Genomic DNA, 23,028 nt, shown 5'->3' with positions numbered 1-23,028 from the left:
AAGAGCAGGCAGAAAGGCAGGGTCAGAGGTTCGCCGAAATCGAGGCCAACCTAGCTCGCATCGAAGCGGGAGCCCAGGTGTCGCTGGATCCGTCAGCCGTAGCGCCGGACCGCGTAATGGTGATCGAGACCGCGTGGACATTGCCTGAACTTGCTGCGGCCGCGAGGGACGCAGGATTCGAATGGTTCGCCGAACGCCTGCCCGAGCGGGATGACGAGCCGGACGAAATCGAGGATGACAGGGAAGCGGGAGGGGCCGTCGTCTACGTCACCCTGCCGTCCGCACCAGCATTGACAACGATGTTGTCGAAGTGGCGAAGGTATGTCGCCGGCGAGCCCCGACCCTCCCTGCGCGACCGCGACCCGGATGGGCGGTGGTGGGACCTGTTTGGCTACCTAACGGACGTCCGGACGTGGTCAGCCAAGGACCGGGTGGATCCGTCCCTAGCTGCATACGTCGCACGCGAGCGCGAGCGCAATCCCGGTGCCCCTGTGTTGGTCGAGCTGGACCTTTGGTTCCGCGCGGACGAGGAGGAACGGTTTCTCGCCGAGGCGGAGATCGTCCGCCAAGTCGGGGAAATGGGAGGGCGCATTACCGACCGGGCGCTAATACCGGAGATCGAGTACCATGCCCTGATGGTTGAGGTAACAGCGGAACAGGCAGAGGGCACCGCTCGCCGAACCGGCGCGCTCGCGACCGCTCAAGCGCTGATGACGGTCAAGCCGCAGTCGGTGGTGCGCCGCCGATTCCCCGCCGAAGCAGAAGCACTGCCCTACGGCACGTCCGTCCCTCCTGCGACCACGGGCCCCGCCCATGCGGCGCTCCTCGACGGCTATCCCGTCGCGTCCCACACGCTCTTGGCGGGCCGGGTGAACGTCGAGGAGGTTGACGTGAACAGCGCCGCGGCTCCGATCGATACTCGCTACCATGGTACCGCGATGGCCTCGTTGATTCTGCATGGCGACCTTCACGGCGGAGGCGAACCGCTGGCGAGTCCTTTGGCCGTGGTCCCAATACTGGCATCGGACGACGCCGGCTTGGAAACGACACCTTACGGCAAGCTGCCAATGGCACTTGTGCATCGCGCAGTGACGGCTTTGGTGGAAGGGCTGGACGGCACGGACCCGTTGGCGCCCGACGTTGTAGTCATTAACCATTCGGTTTGCGACGCGGAGGGCCCGTTCGTTCGGCAACCGTCGGCATGGGCGCGGCTGATCGACCACCTCGCGTATCGCCACGACCTTCTCTTCGTCGTCAGCGCCGGTAACATCGAGACGCCTTTCGCGATCGGAGGGTACGCCTCGCGGGCAGAAGCGGTAGCAGCGGACGAGTTGGCCCTCCAGTCGTCGATCCTGAACTCACTCGAACGATCGACAGGAACGCGTGGAATCCTGTGTCCTGCGGAGGCAGTGAACGCGCTGACTGTCGGGGCGGTCCATGAAGACGGGTCTAATGGAAATCCAGGCGCCCACCATGACCCATTTCCCCCGTTCGGCATGACCAACGTCGGCTCCGCCGTCGGTTTCGGCTTCAACAGGTCTATCAAGCCCGACATTGTCGAGGCTGGCGGACGCCAGTTCGTGACGATCGCCGAAAATGACGATGGCGCCGTCTATGCGTTTGCGAGCGACGGGGGTAGCGCTGGACAACTCGCCGCGGGTCCGGATGCCTATGGCGGCTCTAACACGATGACGTTCAGGTCCTCGGGTACGAGCAATGCTGCCGCCCTGACCACCCGCGCCGCCGTCCAAGTCCTTGAACTGGCGCGGGAGGCATTCGAGGAGTCCGGAGAGGACTGGCGCGGGTGTGGCCGCAGGGCTGTCCTCTTGAAGGCCTTACTGGTGCACGGCGCAAGCTGGGGACGGACCGGGTTGGTCCTTGACGGCTCCTTCCCGCCTGCCGGGGTGCGGCAATGGAGTCGGCGACGACAGGCCATCGCACGCTTCCTTGGCCTCGGGCGTCCCGCGCATGCGGAGATGACGGACGCAGGTGCGCACCGCGCGACTCTGATCGCACACGACCGCATCAGCGCGAACGAACTCCATGAGTACCGGATTCCTATTCCTCCGTCTCTTGTCAACAACCGCGAATTGCGGCGCGTCACGGTCACCCTTTGTTGGACAACCGACACACGGTCGACGATGGCGTACCGGAACGTGGCGCTAGACGTCGTCGACAAGAACGGCAGGCGTAAGTTCTGGAAAGGCGTTAAGGCGGTGCCGCAGCCTCATCCTGACGCAATGCGTCGCGGGAACACTTTCCACACGGTGATGGAAGGTGAAAACCGTATCCGAACCGTAGATCTCGACGGCATCTTCTTAGGTGTCCAAGCCCGGTCGCTCGACGGCAACGGGAATCCGGTTGGCGTGCCTTACGCGCTTATCGTAACGCTTGAACTCGCTGCCTCGTCGAGAAGCGACGTCCATACCGAGCTCAGAAACGCTATCCGGAACCGTGAGGCCGCGCGGCCTCGCGCCGGCAGGGAATGACACGGATGCCGAACAAGCAGATACCGCTCCATTCGTGGCCCGCTCACGAGGTGAAGGCCTATCTGGAGGGTATCGGCGAGCCGGTGCCGGCGGCTCGCGCACGCGGTATGGGCCTCAATCCGTTCGGTACTAAGAAGTGGAAGTATTCCGGCATGGTGATCGGTTACGTTTCACCGGGCGGTACTGGGAGGCGACCTGTTGTTGGCGTCCAGGACGTGCAGCCCGAACGCGAGCTCATCGGCACGCGCATCAAGCTGACGATGGACGGCCTCTATGTGCATGACTATCCGGGCGGCGGTCCCCACCGCGTGCTCTGTGAATTTTCGGGCCGGAACCAGACGGACAGCGAAGCTGAAGACCTAAAGTTTGCCTGCGAGGTTACATGCGGTGCGGAACAACGCGCCGCTATAAACGGCAAACCTATCTTCCATGGGCTTGTCGTAGGACCGAACGGGATCTCGTTTTCGGGAAAGACCATCAACGTCCGCAGCAAGACGGACGACCAAATCTTGACCGTCCTCAACTCCGGCGCCTTCTCCAGTGGGCTGTCCCTGCTATCCAGCGTTCAGCCCGCGCTGAAGCCGTTCGTCGGGCTTGCCACAGGGTTCATCCAGACTGCACTCTCGCGCAGCGAGAACGCGATGGTGCAAGACTTCAACCTCGGCCTGGATTTCGATGGCGCGGCATCCTCGGCGAGGTTGCGGTTGGGCACCTACATCGTCATCCAAGCTCCGAACGCTCCCTGGAACTGGGACTTTTTCGAATGGGAGTCGGCCACGCAGGCCATTTACGACAAGGGTTCCGGCAATGCGCTCCGGCTAAATTACATGACGTTCGGCATATCGCCGTTCATGTGACATGCAAGGCTAGAGCGGTGCAGGCGTGGCTAGGTAGATTTTGGCGATGCTGTAGGCGTGATCAGCAGTATCCGGCAGAAATCCACTTCTTATGCACAAACGTGCCGCAGGGGGATGCCTTGTTCGTGGGGGGGGTTCCCAAGGGAGGCGACGGAAGTCTTTCTCGACGGACAAGCGTCGGCCTTCGTCTTCTCTGGGGTATGTTGCCGCCGATGCTCTACTATCGTGAGAAGCTTCAGCGACCGATCAAGAGAATCGATTGCCGACGAACGAAGATCGCGGTGGCCAGGATCTGCCGCAACGGTAGGCAGAAACGCACGAGACCTTCACCGAAATTCAAAGCATTACCTGTTCTGGGATCGCTTTGGAAGGTATGGCAAGGGAGGCGACAAGGGCAAGGTCGAAGGGCTTGTGATGTGTGCCCGGTCGAACCTCATGACGCCATTACCGCGCGCCACCAGCTTTCATGATCCAAACGCCATGCTGGCGGATCGCTGCTGGCAACGACAGGGGCGAGATCGCCGGACGTCATGCCGAGACGATCGCCGCACGCCTCGTTGCCGATCTCGCCACCATCCGGTATCTGGCCGCGGTGGCGCCTGAACCGTGCGAGAAGCGGGCAGCACACCTGCTGTGCTCGTGCGCCATTCATCGGAAGTCCCGTGTCTTGACCCGGATCTCGTCGATGTGCTGGTGCGGATCGGCCATGACCTTCGGCGTCGGCATCCAAGGAGCCGCAGGTGCGCTGACTGATGCGGTTCCCTCTCCGGTCCTGCCCCGGAGCCCGACAGTGGCGAAGTCGCCTGACAGATCGGTAAAGGCATGCGCGATCAGGTGCACGACCTCCCCTTCCCGCTGGACCCGCCCCCGGACACCGATCATCCCGGCCCCGAGCACCGTTCGACGGTTCGCCTCGAACACCTTCGTCCAGACTACGAGATTGGCCACCCCCGTCTCGTCCTCAATGGTGATGAACATGACGCCCTTGGCCGAGCCCGGTCGCTGACGCACCAGGACGAGCCCGGCAACCTCGACCCAGCGCCGATCCCGCGAGGCCATCGCTTCCGCGCAGGTGATCATCCGCCGTCGTTGAAGATCGGTTCGCAGGAAGGAGACCGGGTGCTGGCGAAGCGTCAGTCCAACATGGCCGTAGTCCTCGACGACTTCGCGACCGGCCGGCATCTCCCGCAGCCGGACCACCGGCTCGATCTGTTCGGGTGGTCGTCCCGCCTCGCGGTCGGCAGCCGCGGCGAAGAGCGGGAGCGGCTCGTCCCGCAGTCCCTTGAGCGTCCAGAGGGCATCCCGGCGGGAAACGCCGAGCGACGATCGGAACGCGTCGGCTTCGGCCAGTTCGACCAAGGTCGCCGACGGAATCCTCACCCGCCGCCAGACGTCGTCGACCGAACCGAACGGCTCGCCGCCACGCGCTGCGATCAGGCGCCCCGCCTCGGCGTTGGCGAGCCCCCTCACCATGCGAAGACCAAGCCGAACGGCGAAGCGCCCGTCATCGGAAGACTTCTCCGATCCCGGCTCCAGCGTGCAGTCCCAGCGGCTGGCGTTGACGCAGACGGGCCGGACCTCAATCCCGTGGTCCTGTGCATCCCTGACGATCTGGGCCGGGGCGTAGAAGCCCATCGGCTGGGCGTTCAGGAGCGCGGCGCAGAAGACGTCGGGGTGCCAGCACTTCAGCCAGGATGAGGCATAGGCGATGAGCGCGAAGCTTGCCGCGTGGCTCTCCGGGAAGCCGTAGGATCCGAAGCCCTCGAGCTGGCGGAAGGTGCGCTCGGCGAACTCGCGTTCGTAGCCGTTCGCCACCATCCCCTCGACCAGCTTGTCCCGGAAGTGAGAGACGCCGCCGGTGAACTTGAACGTCGCCATGGCCCGGCGAAGCTGGTCGGCCTCGCCCGGCGTGAACCCCGCGCATTCGATGGCGACCCGCATCGCCTGTTCCTGGAACAGCGGCACGCCGAGCGTCTTGCCGAGCACCTTCTCCAGTTCAGGCTTGGGGAAGATGACATCCTCCTTGCCCTCGCGGCGCCGAAGGTAGGGATGGACCATGTCGCCCTGGATCGGGCCGGGCCGCACGATCGCGACCTCGATGACGAGATCGTAGAAGGTCCGCGGCTTCATCCTCGGCAACATCGCCATCTGGGCGCGGCTTTCGATCTGGAAGGTGCCGAGCGTGTCGGCCCGCCGGATCATCGCGTAAGTCCGCGGATCCTCGGCCGGGACGCTGGCGAGGTCGAGATCGATCCCCTTGTGTTCGGATAAGAGGTCGAAGCCGCGACGCATGGCTGACAGCATGCCGAGCGCCAGCACGTCGACCTTCATGAACTTAAGGGCGTCGATGTCGTCCTTGTCCCATTCGATAACCTGACGATCCGCCATGGCGGCTGGCTCGATTGGAACGAGCTCGTCCAGACGGTCCCGGGTCAGGACGAAGCCGCCGGGGTGCTGCGACAGGTGGCGAGGGAAGCCGACGAGCTGGCCCGCTAGATCCAGCGCCAGACGAAGACGTCGGTCCTCAAGGTTGAGGTTGATGCTTGCCGCATGCTTCTCGTCGATGTCCTCCGACCAGCCCCAGACCTGCGACGACAGCGTCTTTGTCAAATCCTCGGGCAGGCCGAGCGCCTTGCCGACGTCGCGCAGCGCGCCCTTGGCCCGGTAGCGGATGACGGTGGAGCAGAGCGCCGCACGGTCGCGTCCATAGGTCTCGTAGACCCATTGGATGACCTCCTCACGCCGCTCGTGCTCGAAGTCGACGTCGATGTCGGGCGGCTCGCGGCGCTCTTCCGAGACGAAGCGCTCGAACAGCAAGTCGTTGCGGTCGGGATCGATCGAGGTGATGCCGAGGACGTAGCAGACTGCGGAGTTCGCCGCCGAGCCCCGTCCCTGGCAGAGGATGCCCCGGGACCTGGCGAAGCGGACGATGGCGTTCACCGTCAGGAAGTACGGGGCGTAGTCCAGCTTCTCGATCAGCCGCAGCTCGTGCTCGAGATTGCGCGTCACATCCGATGGCAGACCCTCCGGATAGCGGTCCGCAGCACCATCCCAGGTCAGCTTCGTCAGCGCCTCCTGCGGGGTCAGGTCGGGGAACTCCCGCTCCTCGGGGTACTGGTAGGCAAGCTCCGACAACGAGAAGCGGCATCGATCAGCGATTTCGACCGTTCGGGCCAGTGCCTCGGGATAGCGGGCGAAGAGGCGATGCATCTCCTCGGGCGGCTTCAGGTAGCGATCGGCATGGCGTTCGCGCCGGAACCCGGCGTCGTCGATCGAGACGCCATGGCGGATGCAGGTGACGACGTCCTGAAGGATCCGGCGGTCGGGTTCGTGGAAGAGAACGTCGTTGGTGACCACCGCGGGGACGCGCTGTGCCATCGCCAGATTGGCGAGTTCATGAAGCCGGAGCTGGTCGTTGGGCCGGCGGCGAAGCGTCAGCGCCATGTAGGCGCGTTCCCCGAACCGATCGCGCAGGCGCCGGAGCTGGCGGGCGAGATCGTCGTCCGCCTCGTCGGGCACGAGGACCGCGATCATCCCCTCGCCGTGCGCGACAAGGTCGTCGAAGGACAGGACACAGCGAGCCTTGCCACCGCGCTTCTTCCCGAGCGAGAGAAGGCGGCAGAGGCGGGCATAGGCATCGCGTGTTGTCGGGTAGACGAGGATGGGCAACCCGTCGACCAGGTCGAGACGGCAACCAACGATCGCCCGGACCCCCGTCGTCGTGGCAGCCTCGTGCGCCCGGACGATGCCGGCGACGCTGTTGCGGTCGACGACGGCCAGCGCCCCAATGCCCATGAGGCTTGCCGTCGCGAACAGCTCCTCGCAGGACGAGGCTCCGCGCAGGAACGAAAAGTGCGAGGTGACCTGAAGCTCGCAGTAGCGAAGCGCGCCCTCAGCCATGGAACTCGGCTTCCCGGATCGGGCGCCCCATCATCCGAAGATGCCGTGCAGGAACCAGCGGTGCGATCCGGTCTCGGGGTGCTCGCCGTCGCCGGCCCGGAAGATCCAGTACCGCTCGCCGGCGTCGTCCTCGACGCGGAAGTAGTCGCGGACCGTCGCCAGCTCGGCATCGCGCTTCCACCACTCGCCGAACACGCGTTCGGGTCCGTCCGCCCGGCGCACGCGCCGGCGCTGGCCGCGCCAGGAGAACCAGACGGGCGGATGGTCGGGCAGCAGCGCCATCGTCTCGACGGGCTCGGGGCGCGGCAGGAGGCGGGACGGTCGCGGCCAGTGATCGACCCACGAAGCGCCGTCGTCGAGCGACAGCGGCTCCACCCGCACCACCGAACGCTCGGGCACGTCGCTGGCCTGCGGGGCGAAGCGGTAAAGGCGGCGTTCACCGATGCGGTTGGCGAGGATGTCGATGAGCCCGGAGACGTTGGCCTCCGGCTCCTCGACCAGCGACGAGACGACCTGGCTGGCAACGAGCGGCTCGGCTAGCGTCGCGGCGAGGCTCATCACCTCGATCCCGAAGCCGGGATCGATCGTCTCGATCCGCGCAGTCAGTAGCCGCGTCAGGCGCCGCAGGTCGCGCTCAGGCTGGCTGGTGCCGATCCGGATAACCTGACGGACGTTGTCGACGCGCTCCATCAGGAGGTCGAGACGCCGAGCACCAAGGCCCTTCAGCTCCAGTGCCGCCACAAGGTCCGCGACGAGCTTGCCCGTATACCGCGCAATGGTCTCGGCCGCCGCGATCGGCTCGCCAAAGACGCGCCGGACCTCGACGAGGTCGGGCGAACGGACGGGATCGAGGGGTTCGGGCAGAACGCCGAACGCCTGGTCGAGCCGGCGGCCGAGTTGCGGGCCGAAGCGCAGGGTCAGAGGTGCACGCGGCTGGGCGGCCACGTCACCGACCGTAGCGAACCCGAGGACGTGGAGGTCGGACAGAAGGCGTGGCTCAAGGCGAAGGGCCGCAAGGCGCAGGCCGCTCAGGGCTTCGCGCGCGTGACCTGGCTCCACGATCACCATCGCTGCCCCGGCATGTCGGGCGGCCGCATTTGCGGCGCCCCACGTGTCGGCGATTGCCGCCCTCGCCTCGATGCCGGATGCGGTGAAGCGATCGACGAGGGAGCGCAGCAACGCCTCCTCGCCGCCGTGCAGATGGTCGGTGCCCGTCGTGTCGACGACGATGCCGTCGGGCGGATCAGCGGCCACCAACGGCGAGAAGCGCAGCGCCCAGACGGCAAGACGTTCGAGGGCATCGGCGTCGCCCGCAGCATCCGCGTCGATCACCGCCAGTCCCGGGACGAGCGCCTGCGCCTTCGTGGCGGGCATGCCGACCGACAGTCCGGCAGCCTCGGCGAGACGGTCGGCAGCCACGACGACACGCCGGTTGCCGTCCCGTCCGACGAGGACAAGCGGCGTGTCAGCGGGCGGCGCGGCGCCCGGCGACTTGCGGCGCAGCCGATCGGTCGGCCACCTCGGCAGGTAGAGCGAGACGACCCTTGCCATCGCAGGCCTCCACTTCGAAGTCGGCACATTCGCCGGCCCGGCATCGGACGAGTTCAAGAAGCCACCGGGCGCGGCCGACGCCGGGAACCGGAAGGCGCAGGGACGGAACAGCGGAGACCCGCCATCGCGTGACGGAGGCCGTCGGCTGACCGAAGTCGGCGGCTTCGGTCTGACGTCGCCATCGGCGCACCGCGAGTGCCATCGTGCCCGTGCCCTCGGCCGCGAGTTGCAGGCGACGGGACGAGGTCATCGACAGCTTGGCCACCTCGGCGACGACGGCACCCAGCCCACCATGGCGAAGGCCGTCCTCGAAGCAGGCGAGCAGGGCCTTCTCGTCACCGGCCTCGACGTAGATGACGCGGCCGGGCGCGAGGCCCGCTTGGGCGATGGCGGGCGCGAACAGGTCCTGACGGGTGACGCACCACAGGATCTTGCCCTTGGTCCGCGCCGCGATCCCGGCGGTGAACAGGGCCGCGGCTGCCCCGTCCACCGCACCGTTCCCGCCGCCAGCCACTTCGTGCAGGGCGCCGACCGCCAACCCGCCGCCGGGGAGCCGTTCGTCGATCGGCGCGAGCCCGAACGGAAGGGTCTTGCGGTCACGCGACGCGACGCCCTCGAGGCGGCGGACGCGCTCGCGCAGGTCGGCAAGCGCTGGGTCGGTTGGCTTTTGCATCATGACGGCACGACAGGAACCCGATCCCAAACGAGACTCACCGGGAGAATATGTTCCTGCTTTGTTCGATGACGAGCCCTGAGTCAACGATTGCCGTTTGGCTGTCCCCAGTCCTCTTAGTGCACCGACCTGCAAACACTCCATTCTAGTGCACACGGCGGCGAGTTTGACGAAGTTCGATCGAAAGGGGGCTCCGAAAGATTCCGGCGCCTGCCTACCTCATGACCAACAACCTTTATCGTGACAGCGCGGTGTATTCCCAATGCCATCGTGCAGCCAACCGCGCTTGTGTCCGCCTCTGATCCGGCTCGACCGAACTCAAGCCGTACGGCACGTAAAGCGCTCTAAACCATTTTTCAGAAGCACAACCTTAAGGTGTTTCAACGAGCGAGGATTCGTAGGCCTGCCGAAACGATCGAATCCTTTTTCGAAAGAATTCAAACGTCCAAGAAAGGCATTGAATCCCTACGTTGAAGGGCCTTCGCTGCCTGCCGTCGGCACAGGAGCAGCTTAGAACATCAACCGTTCGGTTGGTGGGCGCTTCGAACTCGATCACGTAAAACGTTGGCATGTCGCACGCAAAGCGTGCAACCCACGGCATTTGCGGGATGAGCTGTAGCTTTGGACGATGGAGGCTAGATCAAAGATGGAAGGCGCGACCAAAGCGCAGGACGTGACCAACGTCACTGTCAAAGACGAAAGGGCAATATGCCACCCAGACTATGGCACCTTCATCGTGGCGGACGTTAAGGTCTGTCGCCTCGTTCGCATTTTCAGGAACGGCCGGATGGTGCCTGTCCGGCTAGAGCGAACCATCCCGTTGCTCTTCATTCGTGGCGTGGATGGCGAGGCCACCGTCGTGCGCGAGGTCCTACAGTGGGTCTGGATGTTGGACGGGAAGGGCCGCAAGGACCTTCGGCAAAAGGCGGCAGCGCTTGGCCTTCTCTACGAGTACAGCGTCAAGGTCGCGGGGTGGGGCCTTTGGGACGCGGTCGAGGCCGATCTCCTCGTGCAGAACTTCTTGGCGTGCCGGCTGGGAATGGCGCAGGCGCGGGACGTTGAGACACAAGCACTCCCGCTGTGGCGTCCGGTCTGCCTTGACGTGGCACGGCAGGACTTCAACGCCGTGCGTGAGTTCGCAGTCTATTCTCGCAGCGTCGAAGGGCCGATGTCCTGGTTGGGTGAGCAGCTCGCGAGGTCGGCTGCTTTCGCGTTTCCGAAGCGCCGCAGGCATGAGCCGCTCGACGACTTCTTGGTACATCTCGAGCCATATCGCGCCCGGCTGAGGGATTTGGCGGCACCCGATCCAAGGTTCCCAACGACCTTCAGCTCGCCGCTTCGCATGAAGAGCCACTCGACCAAAGGGGATCTCACACTCAGCCAGGTCATCGAGCTTATTGAACAGGAGCCCAATCCCGTGTTTCGAGCGCTATGGCTACTGTTGGCCTATGGCGGCATCCGCGTATCCGAGGCGCTGAACGCATGGAACGTGGACATCTTGCCTGGTCACATGAGCAGGTTCTTCGGCAGTGCAGACATGACCGGGACCCCACTTGTCCTGTTGGCTCACCCGACGAACTCCCGATACCTCGGCGACCCTTCGGCCAGCGTTCGCACAGGGCCCACCCGTGAAACGCACTTGAAACGGAGGTTCGGGATCGATGCACGGCCCCTGCTTCCGAAGAAGGACGGCCTCTACGCGGGATGGAAAGGAATGATCCCATACGAAGGGCGTCACGGCGACGGCTTCGTTTACTGGATCGACCCCGACCAAGCCCAGCAATTCCACCGGCTGGTCGGCCGGGTCCGCGACATCCGCCGGGAAGCCGGCAGTGACCTGCGGCACCCCTACTTCTTCGTCAACGGCGTCGACCCCGAAACCAGGGGGGACGCGCTCCGGATGAAGAACGTCGAGGCAGCCTTCAGACGAGCCTGTGACCGTGTGGGTCTCACCGTCGGACGCAGCGTGCCGACCGTCCACTGGATGAGACACTTCTACAAAGCCACAGCGAAGCACCAGCTTGGGCTCAAGGACTCCGACATCCAGATCATAATGCACCACGCCTCCCTCGCATCACAGGAGGACTACGGGAAGCGGGCGCTCGACGTTCACCAGACCCTGTCCAGGCTTTTCGGAACATCTCATGCGGCTTGAGTTCAGGAACGAGCGCAACGTCCATTTCGCTGATGCCGAGCCGGGCGTTTACGCCAACCTTTCGGATGACACGGTCGTCGTCATCCGCATGCCCGACCACCTTGAATTGCTTCGGCTGTGGGGTGAGTTCCAGCGCCATGCGATGGGCTTGCTTGGCGAGCTGTGGTCGATGACGAACGGCGAGATCACGGATCGGTGGGGGAACCTCGGCTTTGCCGATGGCTTTGATCCCGACGAACTGTTCGGCTTCAGGAAAGGAGGTAGGAACCCGCCTCGCTTAGCCTTTCTGAAGGAGCAGGTTGTAGTCGACGCACTGGTTGAAATCGGGGCCGCCGTTGAACGAACGGTCCAGGGGCAGAAACGTCAGAGGCTGCGGAAGGTTCAAGGTGGCCTGTCAGGCATCCTCGAGGCATTGTCCCGCGAAGGTCAGCTCGCGGTGATCCGTTCGGTGACCAAGAAGCAAAATGACCTTGAATGGGTGCTGAAGACCGATCAGCGTGCCCTTTTGGGAACTCGAATGATGGACGACCTTCTGGGGTCGCACGCTGCGCCAGCCGAGGCGCTTGGGGCGTTGGCTAACGCCGCCGAGGCTTCGCTGCTTGCCACAGCCGGGCAAAAGACGGTTGAAGAAGTAGGAGCTAAGAACGGGATCGTCTACGCGCCTGTTTGGTTCTCCCACTACTTGGTCGCGCGTGGGGTATGGGTCTGGCCGATTGGCGTTGCACGGTACCTCCGCGCCCGGTATCCCAAAAATCTAATCCCGTTCTGTCTTATGCTGTCCGTACCGTCGCACAACCGCTCACTAGCCGAGCAGATTCTTAGCTTGTCCGCCGCCGGCCGAGGAACATCGAACGGGTGCGCCGCTACAGCGTTCCTCTATACAACGTTTGCTAGCAACGCTTGGTGTGAACCGAAGTTCGCCCCCACCTGTCTTGCCGCGATGAAAGGCTGGATGCAAACATACGGATCATCGAATGCCCTGATGTCCGGCGGCATCAACCGGGTCTACCAGTTAGCGGCGACGCACTTCAACATTGACTTCGCGGCGACGCCCACCCATCCCATCTTCACAGTCGGCCTTCGTATTGCCAAGTCCGGCGTCGATCTTTTCAACTGGTGCGTCAACCCTAGCCACCGCAACACCGAGAAGGCTGCCGCTTGTCTCAAAGCTGAAGTCACTTCGATACCAGAACACGTACGGGACTGGGCATTTTACCTGCGGGATGCGCTTCCCTTGCTTGGGGTTGAAAGCCTTTCTAACCCGGTTACTGTTTGTAACGCTTGGCTAATCTATCTCTTAACGCTGTCGGAAACCATGGCGCCGCGAGATATGTCGGAAGTAGTTCGAACTCTGCATGTCAACGACGGATCAGGGAACCCTCCGCCTTCGACTTTCGTAGGCTTCCTGTCGAAGAACCGGGAGTTTTTCGGGGAGAGTGTTCACGGACGTGCGATTTCTCAACTCGCCAACCTTTGGAATCGTATTGCCATACGGGATGGGTTTTCTGGTCTCCGCTCATGTCCATTCGATGCCAAAATGGACACAGAGAAGGCTGAGCCTCGTGGAACCCGGACGAACCGTCCGGCGATGGATTTGGCAGTTCTGTCGATTATTGCCACCGAGCATCGACGGGACGGATACGCGCTCGCGCGAAGCCGCAAAGCTGGCAAGCATTACTACACCGTCCTTGAGGAAGGCGCTACCAAGGCGAAAACGGTCTTCTGGCCGGCGGTGCCCCTAATCGTTGACATCATCCTCCATTCACCGGCCCGGCTGTCGAGCGTCAGATGGTTGGATAGCGGAGAGCGGGACGAATTCGTCGTTGATATCGACGGCCTTCGCGAACTTCCCAATACATCGCCTGATGCGACGCTCGAAAGGAAGGAAGGGTTCCTGCGATTGTATAAGCTGGGCCATGGCGAGGGCCAGACAGCGCTCGGAATGTTCTTCAACACGGACAAGATCCTGCGCGAGCACGAAATCGAGTTCATCGCTCCGCATCTTCCTGCCGCTGTCCAAGAAATGGTCGAGCTTCAGCGGCGATACAATCCGATGCGGTCACCGATTATCCCTAAGGACCCGGAGATGGGAATGGAGAGGCTGGCGTTGGGCAGAAAACGTGCGACCTATCCTTTGTTTCGCCTGCCCGACGCAAGGCGGGTCTATCCGCCATCTTCGAGTTCGGTGATGTTCTACTGGCGTGCACTACTCAAACACTGCCAACCGTTGGTGGACACGCATCTTGGGTATCACTACCCCCTACTCGACGAGAACGGATTGGCTCACTTCGACATGCACTCGATGCGGGTGACCGCCGCCACCGCCATGTTCGATGCAGACGAGGAGGATCATACCATTCAGAAGGCGCTTGGGCACGCTACGGTCGGTATGTCCATGCGCTACCGGGCCATTTCCTCGAAGCAAGTGCACGATGCCATGGTGCGCCTCATGGCAGCGCGCAAGGAAGTGGTCGAGCGAGCCGCACGCAATGAGCCGGGTGCTCTGGCCGAGCTTGCAGCCGAAGCTGTGCATGTCCGCGAGGACGACAGTATCGGCGCGGACCGCGTCATGCAGTACGCCGGCAGTCAAATCGGCTTCTTGGATTTCTTCGCTCACGGGGTCTGCGTCGGCGGGTCGTGCGAGACCGGAGGGAAGCGCCTGTCTGCGAAGAAGTATGGTCCCGTGTGGCGACACCGGGCATGCGGCGCGGGCTGCCGCTTCCGCCTGTCCGGCCCTCGCTTTCTGAGTGGTTTGGTCTTCCGCTACAACGCTTTGTCGATGGAGTACCAGATCTCCAGCAACCGAGACCGCGAAGTAAATCGGCAGATCCGGGAGCTCGAGGACGAAGACAAGCCGGTTGCTCATTTGAGGAGCGTAACCCGGAAGAACGTAGAGTTCCGTGCAGCCATTCTCGCAGAGATGCAGGCGGAGAGCGAACTCATCGCAAAGTGTGTCGCTATGTTGCAAGAGCCACGTGAGGGCATCGACGCGCGAACTCTCGTCTTGGCCGGAACGGAGGCTTCGCTGGCGGATATCGAGATCCGCCTAGAGGAAATGCATGAATTAGAGCTCGCGCATCGTCTTCTGTCGGAAGCGAAGATCGTGACAGCCGCGGCTGTGGACGTTCCGCCAGGAACAGCGGAATTGCTGTCCGGGGGACTTCGCAAAATCGTAGACGCCTCCGGGATGCGCGGGATGATTGCCGGCTCCGGTCTCGAAAAGGAGGCTGAGCTCCTCGACTTGCTTGGAGAGTTCCTATTCAGCCAAGGCGCGGACATCGAGCAGGTCGAGAAGCTCTTGGTGGAAGGCGCGAGCCAAGACGACCTTCGACAGATCGGCCAGATCCTCGAAGGGCGTCAGCCCGCAGCTAAAGGCGAGAGTGATGACGGTTCGGAAGGGTCGGTGTTTTGAGCGGCGGCCGAACCGCGGAGGGCAAAGAGCCGCCCTCGACGGCAACCGCACTCATGACTCGGCTTGTAGAGGAGGCGCGCAGGACTCCGAGGCCCGAAGTGCGGTTAGGCACGCTGGAACGACTGCGGATGGCGTGCGACGCCATCCTGTCTGGCGAGGCCCTCAAGTTGGCAAAACGGCTCGATCCGGTCCGTGCCATACAATTCAGCCGTCAGCCACTACGCCTGAACCCGTCTCTTATTGAGGCGTACGTACGACTTCGCCTTCGCGAGACTTCGGGGACCGGGATATGGACAGGTCCTACCGCCCCGTTCATCAGACAGGACGAAGGGCTGAGAGGGTACGTCCGTGCTAGACTGGCGGAGGAGACCGTGTCTCGAGGCCCACACCTGCCAGCGAAGCGGAAAGCGAGCTACGAGCGTTCGCTCGCGGAGCTGCCTTTCGAGGATCAGATGGCCGTCCGGGAGAAGATTGAAGAAGGATTGGAGGCGAAGCGCAAGTTAGACCTCCTTCGGGCATCATTGAGGACAATGCCGGCCATCGACGTCGACGCGCTGGTGGAAGGCGCGAGCGAAAAAGCGACCCTGCCACAGTCGTCGACGATGGATCCATCCGACCGGGTGCGCTTGCGGCAACTACTCGCGCGCCTGCGGGACCCAGTGGAGATGCGCGAGTTCGGTCTTATGTACGTGTCGGGCCGACTGATGATGGTGGCGCCGCCGGAGTCAGAACTGATCCGCAAGCGTGAGTTCGAACTTCTGCTAGCTCTTGCTGGGGACGATGATCAGGTTGTCTGATCAACCGTTCAGACCATGCCGAGGGCCTGAAGGTAGAGATCCAGAATCGCGTCCATTTCGGCACGCTCGTTGGCGTCCTGCTTGCGCAGTGAAACGACCTTACGGAGCACCTTTGTATCGTAGCCTCGGGATTTAGCTTCCCCGTACACATCCTTCACATCGTCAGTTATCTGCTTCTTCTCCTCCTCGAGACGCTCGATGCGCTCGATGAAGGAACGCAGCTCGTCGGCGGCTACGTTGGTCTCCGCCGTATTCTCAACCGTCTGGGACATGGTCTTGCCTCTCGATGTGACGCGTAGATGGCGTCCACCTAACTATTTGCTGATGCAGGGCTGAATCGGTTTTCTGGGGGGGCCTAGAAGCCCCGGGACTTCGCCTCGCCGTAGACGTCCTTGATGTCGTCGGAGATCGTCTTCTTCTCCTCCTCCAGGCGCTCGACGCGCTCCACGAAGGAGCGCAGCTCGTCGGCGGCGACGTTGGTCTCGGCGGCATTCTCGGCGGTCTGGGACATGGCTTGAGCCTGATGATGCGACGGGCGGGACGGCGTCCGTCTGTGGGGGCGTGACGCCGGTGGGGCTTGCGATCTCTTCGGGCCCGCAAGCCGTCGTCCCGGTGGGCGCGCGGGCTCTCTTCGATGCCGCGAAATGGTTACCGCAAGGTTTACCCGAGGCGGCGCGCCGATGCGACCCCAAGCCAACGGGTCGCCCCATCCTCGCTCACGCATCGGCGGGCCGGGCCTTCGCCACGCTCCGTCGGGCTCAGGACTCGCGCGGCCGGTTCGCCTCGAAGGCCCCGAGCGCGGCCGGGCTCGCCTCGACCTGGTGGCGCTCGCGCCATTCCTCGTAGGGCATGCCGTAGACGATCTCGCGCGCCTCGTCCTTGGTCATCGCGCCGCCGGCCTCGAGCGCGGCGTCGCGATACCAGTTGGCGAGGCAGTTCCGGCAGAAGCCGGCCAGATTCATCATGTCGATGTTCTGCACGTCGCCGCGCGCGTTCAGATGGTCGCGCAGGCGACGGAACACCGCGGCCTCCATCTCGGTGGTCATGCTCTGGTCGGTCGGGTCCGCCATCGGTCCGCTCCCTGGCTCGGCCGCTGCGGGACGCCCGGCTCCGTTCCCGCGATATCGGGCGCAGGCGCCGGGCCCGCAAGCGGCGGCGCGCTGCGCCCCAAAAAAGTGTCCGGCCACAGCGAGGCCATCCTTGCGTTGACGCTATTCCCGGCTATGCCAAGGAAACGCGTCGCGCGAACCATCCGTGTGCCAGGGAATTTTGTCGAGGATGCTCCAGCCCTTCCGCCCGATCGCCGCGCGCCTCCGCGCGCCGCTCTCGTCCACGCTGGCCGCTTGGCTGTTGGCCCTCGGCCTCGGCGCCGTGGCCGCCCCGCTCACGGCCACGGCCGCGCGCGCCGACTTTCGCGTCTGCAACGGCACGCAGACGCTCGTCGGCGTCGCCGTCGGCCAGCGCACGGCCGAGGGCTGGGTCAGCGAGGGCTGGTGGCGCATTCCCGCGACCACCTGTCGCTCGGTGGTCGAGGGCGAGCTGCACTCGCGCTACTACTATCTCTACGCCGAGGATTCCGAGGGTCTCGGGCGCTGGGCGGGCGACATCGACATGTGCATCGCTGAGAACGAATTCCGCATCGTCGGGGTGAAGGACTGCTTCGCCCGAGGATTTCAGAAAATGGGCTTCCGGGAGTATGACACCGGCGGCCAAGGCAGTTGGATGGTTCAGCTGACCGAATCACCACGCGGGGGCAACGAGCAGCCATGAAACGCAATCGCAGGGTCAAGATCCTCGCCACCCTCGGGCCCGCCTCGTCCAGCGAGGAGATGATCCGCAAGCTGCACGACGCCGGGGCGGACGTCTTCCGCATCAACATGAGCCACACCGACCACGGCTCGATGCGCGAGCTGGTGCGCCGCATCCGCAACGTCGAGGAGGCCGTCGGCCGCCCGATCGGCATCCTCGCCGACCTCCAGGGCCCCAAGCTGCGCGTCGGCAAGTTCGAGGACGGCAAGGTCGATCTCGCCATCGACGACATCATCACGCTCGACGACAATCCCGAGCCCGGCAACGCCACGCGCGTCTACCTGCCGCATCCCGAGATCCTCGAATCCGTGAAGGCGGGCGATCGGCTGCTCATCGACGACGGCAAGCTGCAGCTCGTGGCCGAGGCCAGCACCGGGCGCGCCATCCGCTGCCGCGTGGTGGCCGGCAACCGGATCTCCGACCGCAAGGGCGTCAGCCTGCCCGACACGATCCTCACCAGCGGCGCGCTGACCGACAAGGACCGCGTCGATCTCGAGGCGGTGCTCGAGGCCAATGTCGACTGGCTGGCGCTCTCCTTCATCCAGCGCCCGGAAGACCTGATCGAGGCGCGCAAGCTGGCGCGTGGTCGGGCCGGCATCCTCTCCAAGATCGAGAAGCCGCAGGCCGTGGAGCGGCTCGACGAGATCATCGAGCTGTCGGACGCCATCATGGTGGCGCGCGGCGATCTCGGCGTCGAGATGCCGCTCGAGCAGGTGCCGGGCATCCAGAAGCGGATGACACGCGCCGCGCGCAAGGCCGGCAAGCCCGTGGTGGTGGCCACGCAGATGCTGGAATCGATGATTTCCGCCCCGGTGCCGACCCGCGCCGAGGTCTCGGACGTCTCGATCGCCGTGTTCGAGGGCGCCGACGCGGTGATGCTCTCGGCCGAGTCGGCCGCCGGCGACTATCCGGTGGAAGCGGTCTCGACGATGAACCGCATCGCCGTCGAGGTGGAGAAGGACACGCTCTATCCCGGCATCATCTTCGCCCAGCGCCCCGCCGCCGAGGCGACCGGCGCCGACGCCGTGTCGCTCGCCGCGCGCCAGATCGCCGAGACGCTGAACGTCGCGGCGATCGTCACCTACACGGCCACCGGCGCCACGGGCCTTCGCACCGCGCGCGAGCGCCCGCAGATCCCGGTGCTGGCGCTCTCGCCGATCGAGGCGACGGCGCGGCGGCTTAGTCTCGCCTGGGGCCTCCACTGCGTCGTCACCGAGGACGCCACCGACATGGAGGACATGGTCGACAAGGCCTGCCGCCTCGCAGTGCAGCAGGGCTACGCCAAGGCAGGCGACCGCATCATCATCACCGCCGGCGTGCCGCTGCGCACTCCCGGCGCCACCAACATGATCCGCATCGCCTATATCGGCGCCGACGGCCTGCACGCGGCCTGATCTCGGGACGATCGGCGAACGAGACAAAAAAGGCCCGCTTTGTGCGGGCCTTTTTCGTGGAGGCGAGCGCCGGCGAAGGCGAGCCGTGCAACGCCCTCAGGCCCGCTCGCCCGCCAACTCGTCGGCGAGCTTGATCACCGAATCCTGTGCGGCCTTGAGCGCCGGGTAGATCGCCAGCGCGCGCTCGTAGGTCGCCAGCGCCTCACGGCGGCGGCCGAGTTCCTCGTACATGGTGGCGAGGCCCGCCAGCGCGCCGAAATGCCGGGGCTCGCGCTTCAGCGTCGCCTCGACGTCGGCGATCGACAGGTCGAAGCGGTCGGCGCCGTACTGGAGCGTGGCCCGTCGGTTCCAGCCTTCGGCGTAGTCGGGGGCGAGCACGATGGTCTGGTCGAGAAGATCGAGCGCGGCGGCCATGTCCTTGCGGGAGGCGGCCTGCGCAGCCCGGCCCATCAGGAGGTCTATCGTGGCACTGCCGCTGTCGAGCCATTCGGCCTGGATGCGCGCGGCGATCACGCCGGCCTTGTCGGGGTCGGCTTCCCGCTTCAACTCGGCGAAGAGCGTGTCGAGCCGCTCCGCGCGGCTGGCGGCGGGGCGTGCGGGATCGGTGGGGACGGGCAATGCCGGCGGCAAGGCTGGCGGGGCGATCGCCGGGGAACCGGGCTCGGCGGGCGAAGCCGCCTCGGGACCGTTCGGAAGGGTCGGCGCGCCCGGCGGCGGCGCATCCTGCGCCCGGCCGATTTCGGGCGAGGGAACGTCCTGCGCCGGGGCGAGGGCGGTGCCGCCGACGAGAAGGGAGCTGGCGAGGAGGACACAAGACAAAGCGCGCATCGGAGGAGGTTAGTCCGTCCGTGCGCGCCGTCAAATGCAAATCGTCGTGCGGCGGGAAGCGATCCCGCGCGGCGGGCTCAGCCCTGGCGCGCCTTGTAGCGCGGCGCCACCTTGTTGATGATGTAGACGCGGCCCTTGCGGCGAACCAGGCGGTTGGCGCGGTGGCGGCCCTTGAGGGACTTCAGCGAGTTCTTGATCTTCATGGGTTTCGACCGTCGGTGGGGGCGACGATCGGAAGGAGCCCGTTCCGCCGCACAATGAAAAACGCGCCATCGCTGGCGCGTCTGCCTGGGGTGTCCGATAGCCGGGGAGGGGGTCGGATGTCAACCATGCGAGAGGCGAGGACGTGACGGATCGCCTCGTCCGGGGTGCGGCTGCCCGTCCTCCGCAGGCTCCGGGCAAGCCCGGGGCGTCGTCATCTCAGGCGTCGCCGCGCGCCGTCAGCCGGGTGAAATGGCCCATCTTGCGGCCGGGGCGGGCCTCCGCCTTGCCATAGAGCGTCAGCATGGTGGCGGGCTCGGCGGCGAGCGCGCCGGCGCGCTCGACCTGCGCGCCGATGAGGTTCTCCATCACGCAGTCGGCATGGCGTGCGGCGAGGCCGAGCGGCAGGCCGACGACGGCGCGCACGTGCTGCTCGAACTGCGACACGAGGCAGGCGGCCTCGGTCCAGTGCCCGGAATTGTGCACTCGCGGCGCGATCTCGTTGACGAGCAGCGTGTCGTCGGCGCGCACGAAGAACTCGACGCCGATGACGCCGACATAGCCGAGATGATCGAGGATCCGGGATGCCACCTCGGCGGCCTGGGCGGCCACGACGGAGGAGACCGCGGCCGGCACGGTGGAGCGCTTGAGAATGCCGAGGCTGTGGACGTTCTCGGCCGGATCGAAGCTTGCCAGCGCGCCGTCCGCGCCGCGCGCGGCGATCACCGAGATCTCGCGCGTGAAGGCGACCTTCTTCTCGAGGATCGAGGGTACGGCGCCGAGACTGGCGAAGGCGTCGCCATGCGGACTGCCCTGGCGCAGCACGGCCTGGCCCTTGCCGTCGTAGCCGAGGCGCCGCGTCTTGAGGATGCAGTCGCCGCCGAGCTGCAAGAGCGCGTGGTCGAGCTCCTGCGGGTCGTCCACCGCCCGCCATTCGGCGGTGGGAATGCCGATGCCGTTGAGGAAAGCCTTCTCGACCACACGGTCCTGCGCCACCTCCAGCGCCACCGCAGGCGGGCGGATGGGCACGCGGCCCTCGATCGTGCGCAGCGGGCCGACCGGCACGTTCTCGAACTCGTAGGTCACCACGTCCGAACGCTCGGCGAGTTGGCGAAGCGCCGCGACGTCGTCGTAGCGCGCCACGATCTGGCCGTTGGCGGCCTGCGCCGCCGGGCAGGCGGCGTCGGGATCGAGCACCAGCATCCGGTAGCCCAGCCGTGCAGCGGCCGCGCCCATCATGCGGGCGAGCTGGCCGCCGCCGATCATGCCGATCGTCGAGCCGAAGGGAAGCGGGGCGCCGGCATCGGACGAGGCGGGGGAGGCGGACATGGCGGCTCGCGGTCTGGAGCGATCGGGCAGGCGGGCAGGCGGGCGGGATCGCGCGCACCGGCGCGACCCCGGGGGGGGAGGCTCAATGCGGCGCGGCGTCCTCGTCGACGGGATGCTCGGCCACCGCGTCGCTCTGGCGCGCGCGATAGGCGTCGAGCCGCTCGGCGAGCGCGGCATCGCTCAGCGCCAGCACGCCGGCGGCGAGCAGCGCCGCGTTCACCGCGCCGGCCCGGCCGATCGCGAGGGTCCCCACGGGAATGCCGGCGGGCATCTGCACGATGGAGAGGAGGCTGTCCTGGCCCGAAAGCGCGCGGCTCTCGATGGGCACGCCGAACACCGGCAGCGGCGTCATCGCGGCGATCATGCCCGGCAGGTGCGCCGCGCCCCCGGCCCCCGCGATCACGATCTGCACGCCTGCGGCGCGCGCGCCCTTGGCGAAGGCGACCATGCGGTCGGGCGTGCGATGAGCCGAGACGATCCGCGCCTCGTAGGCGATGCCGAGCGCGTCCAGCGTCTCGGCGGCGTTGCGCATGGTCGGCCAGTCCGACTGGCTGCCCATGACGACCGCGACGGGTGCGGCGACGGCCCCGGGCATCAGGCGCTCCAGTCCGGAATGACCTGATCCTCGAGATCCTGCAGGCGATCCTTGATGAAGAGCTTCTTCTTCTTCATGCGCTGGATCTGCAGCCGGTCGCAGCCGGTGGTCTCCATCGCGTTGATCGCCGCATCGAAATCCGTGTGTTCCTGGCGCAGCCGCGCGAGTTGCAGTCTGAGTTCGGCCTGTTCCTGATCCGCCACCAAGTTTCCCTCGAACACTGCACACCCGGCTCTCGACGGCCTGGCGCCGCCAGCGCCGCCGCGTGGCGATCCCATCGCCCGAACGGGCCCCGTTTCTTCCGCGCGATGCGGAGCGCCGGGGCGGCGGGCGTGACGGGATCCGCCGGCGGCGTCGTCATCCCACCTTCGTTATCAGCCCGCGCGAAAAATCGAAACCCGGCTCTTGATCCTCGTTCGACAGTGCAAAGCTTATGTGACACGTTCACCCGGTCCACGGCGGTTTCGATCGACCGGGACCGGTGGACGGGAAGCAATCAGAGGAGCTCAAGAATGTCCTTGGATGCCCATCTTTCGACCTTGGAGCAGCGTCATTCCGCGCTGGACGACGAGATCGAGTCGGCCCACACCAAGCCTGCCATGAGCGATGCGGAACTGCGGGAGTTGAAGCGGCGCAAGCTGCAGCTGAAGGATGAGATCGAGCGCCTGCGCGCCTCGGCCGACTGACCGGCCACGATTTCGCCAGAGCGAGGAAGCGGGAGCGCGGTCCATCGGGCCGCGCTCCCTTTACTTGTCGGCTGCAAGGCTCCCTTCCTCGTCACGCCGTCACGCCGTCACGCCGTCACGCCGTCACGCCGTCACGCCGTCACGCCGTCACGCCGTCACGCCGTCACGCCGTCACGCCGTCACGTTACCGCGGGTCGCCGATCCACCCCGCGCCGCGGCTCTTCCCACGGTCTCGGCGCTTTCGCGGGCGGTGCGCTTTCTGTAGTGTCGCCGCATTCGGGCGTTAGGCCGGGGCCCCCGCGCGATCAGCGACGTCGTCGCCCTGGCGGCGGCGGCCTGCAGAGCCCATTCC

At 65.4% G+C, this 23,028-nt stretch carries 18 protein-coding genes and 1 pseudogene; 8 read left to right on the top strand and 11 right to left on the bottom strand.

Annotated elements, in window-relative coordinates:
* The first annotated feature begins 116 nt into the window (after nt 1-116).
* Together GGR04_RS06495 and GGR04_RS06490 are read left to right on the top strand one after the other, a co-directional pair.
* On the top strand, nt 117-2,489 hold the full coding sequence (locus tag GGR04_RS06495) for a S8 family peptidase (protein ID WP_183198935.1): 2,373 nt from the start codon (nt 117-119) through the stop codon (nt 2,487-2,489).
* A 5-nt stretch (nt 2,490-2,494) separates the two neighbouring features.
* On the top strand, nt 2,495-3,346 hold the full coding sequence (locus GGR04_RS06490; RefSeq protein WP_183198934.1) for a hypothetical protein: 852 nt from the start codon (nt 2,495-2,497) through the stop codon (nt 3,344-3,346).
* 648 nt (nt 3,347-3,994) lie between these two features.
* Here GGR04_RS06490 and GGR04_RS06485 read toward each other — a convergent pair.
* The 3 genes from GGR04_RS06485 to GGR04_RS06475 are packed head-to-tail and all read right to left on the bottom strand — an operon-like array spanning nt 3,995 to nt 9,473.
* Nucleotides 3,995-7,246, bottom strand: coding sequence for an error-prone DNA polymerase (locus tag GGR04_RS06485; protein WP_183198933.1), 3,252 nt, complete (start codon nt 7,244-7,246; stop codon nt 3,995-3,997).
* 30 nt (nt 7,247-7,276) lie between these two features.
* Nucleotides 7,277-8,797, bottom strand: coding sequence for a Y-family DNA polymerase (locus tag GGR04_RS06480; protein ID WP_183198932.1), 1,521 nt, complete (start codon nt 8,795-8,797; stop codon nt 7,277-7,279).
* Entirely contained in the window at nt 8,712-9,473 is a 762-nt protein-coding gene (locus GGR04_RS06475; RefSeq protein WP_210291685.1) for an ImuA family protein, read from the bottom strand. Before GGR04_RS06475 ends, GGR04_RS06480 begins: the two co-directional genes overlap by 86 nt.
* A 643-nt stretch (nt 9,474-10,116) precedes the next feature.
* On the opposite strand from GGR04_RS06475, the gene GGR04_RS06470 reads away from it, so the two are divergent.
* The 3 genes from GGR04_RS06470 to GGR04_RS06460 all read left to right on the top strand — a co-directional run bounded on the left by GGR04_RS06470 (nt 10,117) and on the right by GGR04_RS06460 (nt 15,834).
* Nucleotides 10,117-11,625, top strand: a complete 1,509-nt coding sequence (locus GGR04_RS06470) for a site-specific integrase (RefSeq protein WP_183198931.1) — start codon at nt 10,117-10,119, stop codon at nt 11,623-11,625.
* Nucleotides 11,615-15,037 (top strand): VPA1269 family protein, encoded by a 3,423-nt coding sequence (locus tag GGR04_RS06465; protein WP_183198930.1) that lies wholly within the window; start codon nt 11,615-11,617, stop codon nt 15,035-15,037. Before GGR04_RS06470 ends, GGR04_RS06465 begins: the two co-directional genes overlap by 11 nt.
* Nucleotides 15,038-15,489: 452 nt before the next feature.
* Entirely contained in the window at nt 15,490-15,834 is a 345-nt protein-coding gene (locus tag GGR04_RS06460) for a hypothetical protein (RefSeq protein WP_183198929.1), read from the top strand.
* Nucleotides 15,835-15,842: 8 nt separating this feature from the next.
* Here the strand turns inward: GGR04_RS06460 and GGR04_RS06455 are convergent, their stop codons facing one another.
* The 3 genes and pseudogenes from GGR04_RS06455 to GGR04_RS06445 all read right to left on the bottom strand — a co-directional run bounded on the left by GGR04_RS06455 (nt 15,843) and on the right by GGR04_RS06445 (nt 16,904).
* Nucleotides 15,843-16,106 carry a DUF2312 domain-containing protein gene (locus GGR04_RS06455; protein WP_183198928.1) on the bottom strand — a complete coding sequence of 88 codons (264 nt, stop codon included), beginning with the start codon at nt 16,104-16,106 and terminating at the stop codon, nt 15,843-15,845.
* Nucleotides 16,107-16,192: 86 nt separating this feature from the next.
* Nucleotides 16,193-16,345: pseudogene (locus tag GGR04_RS06450) on the bottom strand (GapR family DNA-binding domain-containing protein); the annotation flags it as partial.
* A 247-nt stretch (nt 16,346-16,592) separates the two neighbouring features.
* Entirely contained in the window at nt 16,593-16,904 is a 312-nt protein-coding gene (locus GGR04_RS06445) for a DUF1244 domain-containing protein (RefSeq protein ID WP_246392682.1), read from the bottom strand.
* A gap of 208 nt (nt 16,905-17,112) precedes the next feature.
* Between GGR04_RS06445 and GGR04_RS06440 the strand changes: the two genes are divergently transcribed.
* Both GGR04_RS06440 and pyk read left to right on the top strand, forming a co-directional pair.
* Nucleotides 17,113-17,604 (top strand): DUF1036 domain-containing protein, encoded by a 492-nt coding sequence (locus GGR04_RS06440; RefSeq protein ID WP_246392681.1) that lies wholly within the window; start codon nt 17,113-17,115, stop codon nt 17,602-17,604.
* Nucleotides 17,601-19,037: a pyruvate kinase gene (pyk, locus tag GGR04_RS06435; RefSeq protein ID WP_183198926.1), complete on the top strand. Its 1,437-nt coding sequence runs from the start codon at nt 17,601-17,603 to the stop codon at nt 19,035-19,037. The genes GGR04_RS06440 and pyk overlap by 4 nt, the downstream gene beginning before the upstream one ends.
* 96 nt (nt 19,038-19,133) lie before the next feature.
* On the opposite strand, the gene GGR04_RS06430 is transcribed toward pyk, so the two are convergent.
* The 5 genes from GGR04_RS06430 to GGR04_RS06410 all read right to left on the bottom strand — a co-directional run bounded on the left by GGR04_RS06430 (nt 19,134) and on the right by GGR04_RS06410 (nt 22,193).
* A complete protein-coding gene (locus GGR04_RS06430; RefSeq protein ID WP_210291633.1) occupies nt 19,134-19,865 on the bottom strand; it encodes a tetratricopeptide repeat protein in 732 nt (243 codons plus the stop codon).
* Nucleotides 19,866-19,942: 77 nt separating this feature from the next.
* Complete coding sequence (gene ykgO, locus GGR04_RS06425) at nt 19,943-20,068, bottom strand: type B 50S ribosomal protein L36 (RefSeq protein WP_183198925.1); 126 nt, start codon at nt 20,066-20,068, stop codon at nt 19,943-19,945.
* A 217-nt stretch (nt 20,069-20,285) separates the two neighbouring features.
* Nucleotides 20,286-21,395: a 5-(carboxyamino)imidazole ribonucleotide synthase gene (locus GGR04_RS06420; RefSeq protein WP_183198924.1), complete on the bottom strand. Its 1,110-nt coding sequence runs from the start codon at nt 21,393-21,395 to the stop codon at nt 20,286-20,288.
* 82 nt (nt 21,396-21,477) lie between these two features.
* Complete coding sequence (gene purE / locus GGR04_RS06415) at nt 21,478-21,990, bottom strand: 5-(carboxyamino)imidazole ribonucleotide mutase (RefSeq protein WP_183198923.1); 513 nt, start codon at nt 21,988-21,990, stop codon at nt 21,478-21,480.
* Nucleotides 21,990-22,193: a YdcH family protein gene (locus tag GGR04_RS06410; RefSeq protein ID WP_062206540.1), complete on the bottom strand. Its 204-nt coding sequence runs from the start codon at nt 22,191-22,193 to the stop codon at nt 21,990-21,992. The genes purE and GGR04_RS06410 overlap by 1 nt, the downstream gene beginning before the upstream one ends.
* A gap of 309 nt (nt 22,194-22,502) precedes the next feature.
* On the opposite strand from GGR04_RS06410, the gene GGR04_RS06405 reads away from it, so the two are divergent.
* Complete coding sequence (locus tag GGR04_RS06405) at nt 22,503-22,676, top strand: YdcH family protein (protein WP_183198922.1); 174 nt, start codon at nt 22,503-22,505, stop codon at nt 22,674-22,676.
* Nucleotides 22,677-23,028 lie beyond the last annotated feature (352 nt).

The sequence above is a fragment of the Aureimonas pseudogalii genome (genome assembly GCF_014196835.1).
Taxonomy (GTDB): Bacteria; Pseudomonadota; Alphaproteobacteria; order Rhizobiales; family Rhizobiaceae; genus Aureimonas; species Aureimonas pseudogalii.
Note: the sequence above shows the minus strand (reverse complement) of the source record. Positions and strands in the feature narration are given on the sequence as shown.

Coding starts and splice junctions, on each gene's coding strand:
- GGR04_RS06475 (WP_210291685.1), bottom strand. CDS start 9,473: ATGATGCAAAAGCCAACCGACCCAGCGCTTGCCGACCTGCGCGAGCGC.
- pyk (WP_183198926.1), top strand. CDS start 17,601: ATGAAACGCAATCGCAGGGTCAAGATCCTCGCCACCCTCGGGCCCGCC.
- ykgO (WP_183198925.1), bottom strand. CDS start 20,068: ATGAAGATCAAGAACTCGCTGAAGTCCCTCAAGGGCCGCCACCGCGCC.
- GGR04_RS06465 (WP_183198930.1), top strand. CDS start 11,615: ATGCGGCTTGAGTTCAGGAACGAGCGCAACGTCCATTTCGCTGATGCC.
- GGR04_RS06490 (WP_183198934.1), top strand. CDS start 2,495: ATGCCGAACAAGCAGATACCGCTCCATTCGTGGCCCGCTCACGAGGTG.
- GGR04_RS06485 (WP_183198933.1), bottom strand. CDS start 7,246: ATGGCTGAGGGCGCGCTTCGCTACTGCGAGCTTCAGGTCACCTCGCAC.
- GGR04_RS06430 (WP_210291633.1), bottom strand. CDS start 19,865: ATGCGCGCTTTGTCTTGTGTCCTCCTCGCCAGCTCCCTTCTCGTCGGC.
- GGR04_RS06440 (WP_246392681.1), top strand. CDS start 17,113: ATGCTCCAGCCCTTCCGCCCGATCGCCGCGCGCCTCCGCGCGCCGCTC.
- GGR04_RS06445 (WP_246392682.1), bottom strand. CDS start 16,904: ATGGCGGACCCGACCGACCAGAGCATGACCACCGAGATGGAGGCCGCG.
- GGR04_RS06495 (WP_183198935.1), top strand. CDS start 117: ATGGTGATCGAGACCGCGTGGACATTGCCTGAACTTGCTGCGGCCGCG.
- purE (WP_183198923.1), bottom strand. CDS start 21,990: ATGCCCGGGGCCGTCGCCGCACCCGTCGCGGTCGTCATGGGCAGCCAG.
- GGR04_RS06460 (WP_183198929.1), top strand. CDS start 15,490: ATGGCCGTCCGGGAGAAGATTGAAGAAGGATTGGAGGCGAAGCGCAAG.
- GGR04_RS06470 (WP_183198931.1), top strand. CDS start 10,117: ATGGAAGGCGCGACCAAAGCGCAGGACGTGACCAACGTCACTGTCAAA.
- GGR04_RS06455 (WP_183198928.1), bottom strand. CDS start 16,106: ATGTCCCAGACGGTTGAGAATACGGCGGAGACCAACGTAGCCGCCGAC.
- GGR04_RS06480 (WP_183198932.1), bottom strand. CDS start 8,797: ATGGCAAGGGTCGTCTCGCTCTACCTGCCGAGGTGGCCGACCGATCGG.
- GGR04_RS06420 (WP_183198924.1), bottom strand. CDS start 21,395: ATGTCCGCCTCCCCCGCCTCGTCCGATGCCGGCGCCCCGCTTCCCTTC.
- GGR04_RS06405 (WP_183198922.1), top strand. CDS start 22,503: ATGTCCTTGGATGCCCATCTTTCGACCTTGGAGCAGCGTCATTCCGCG.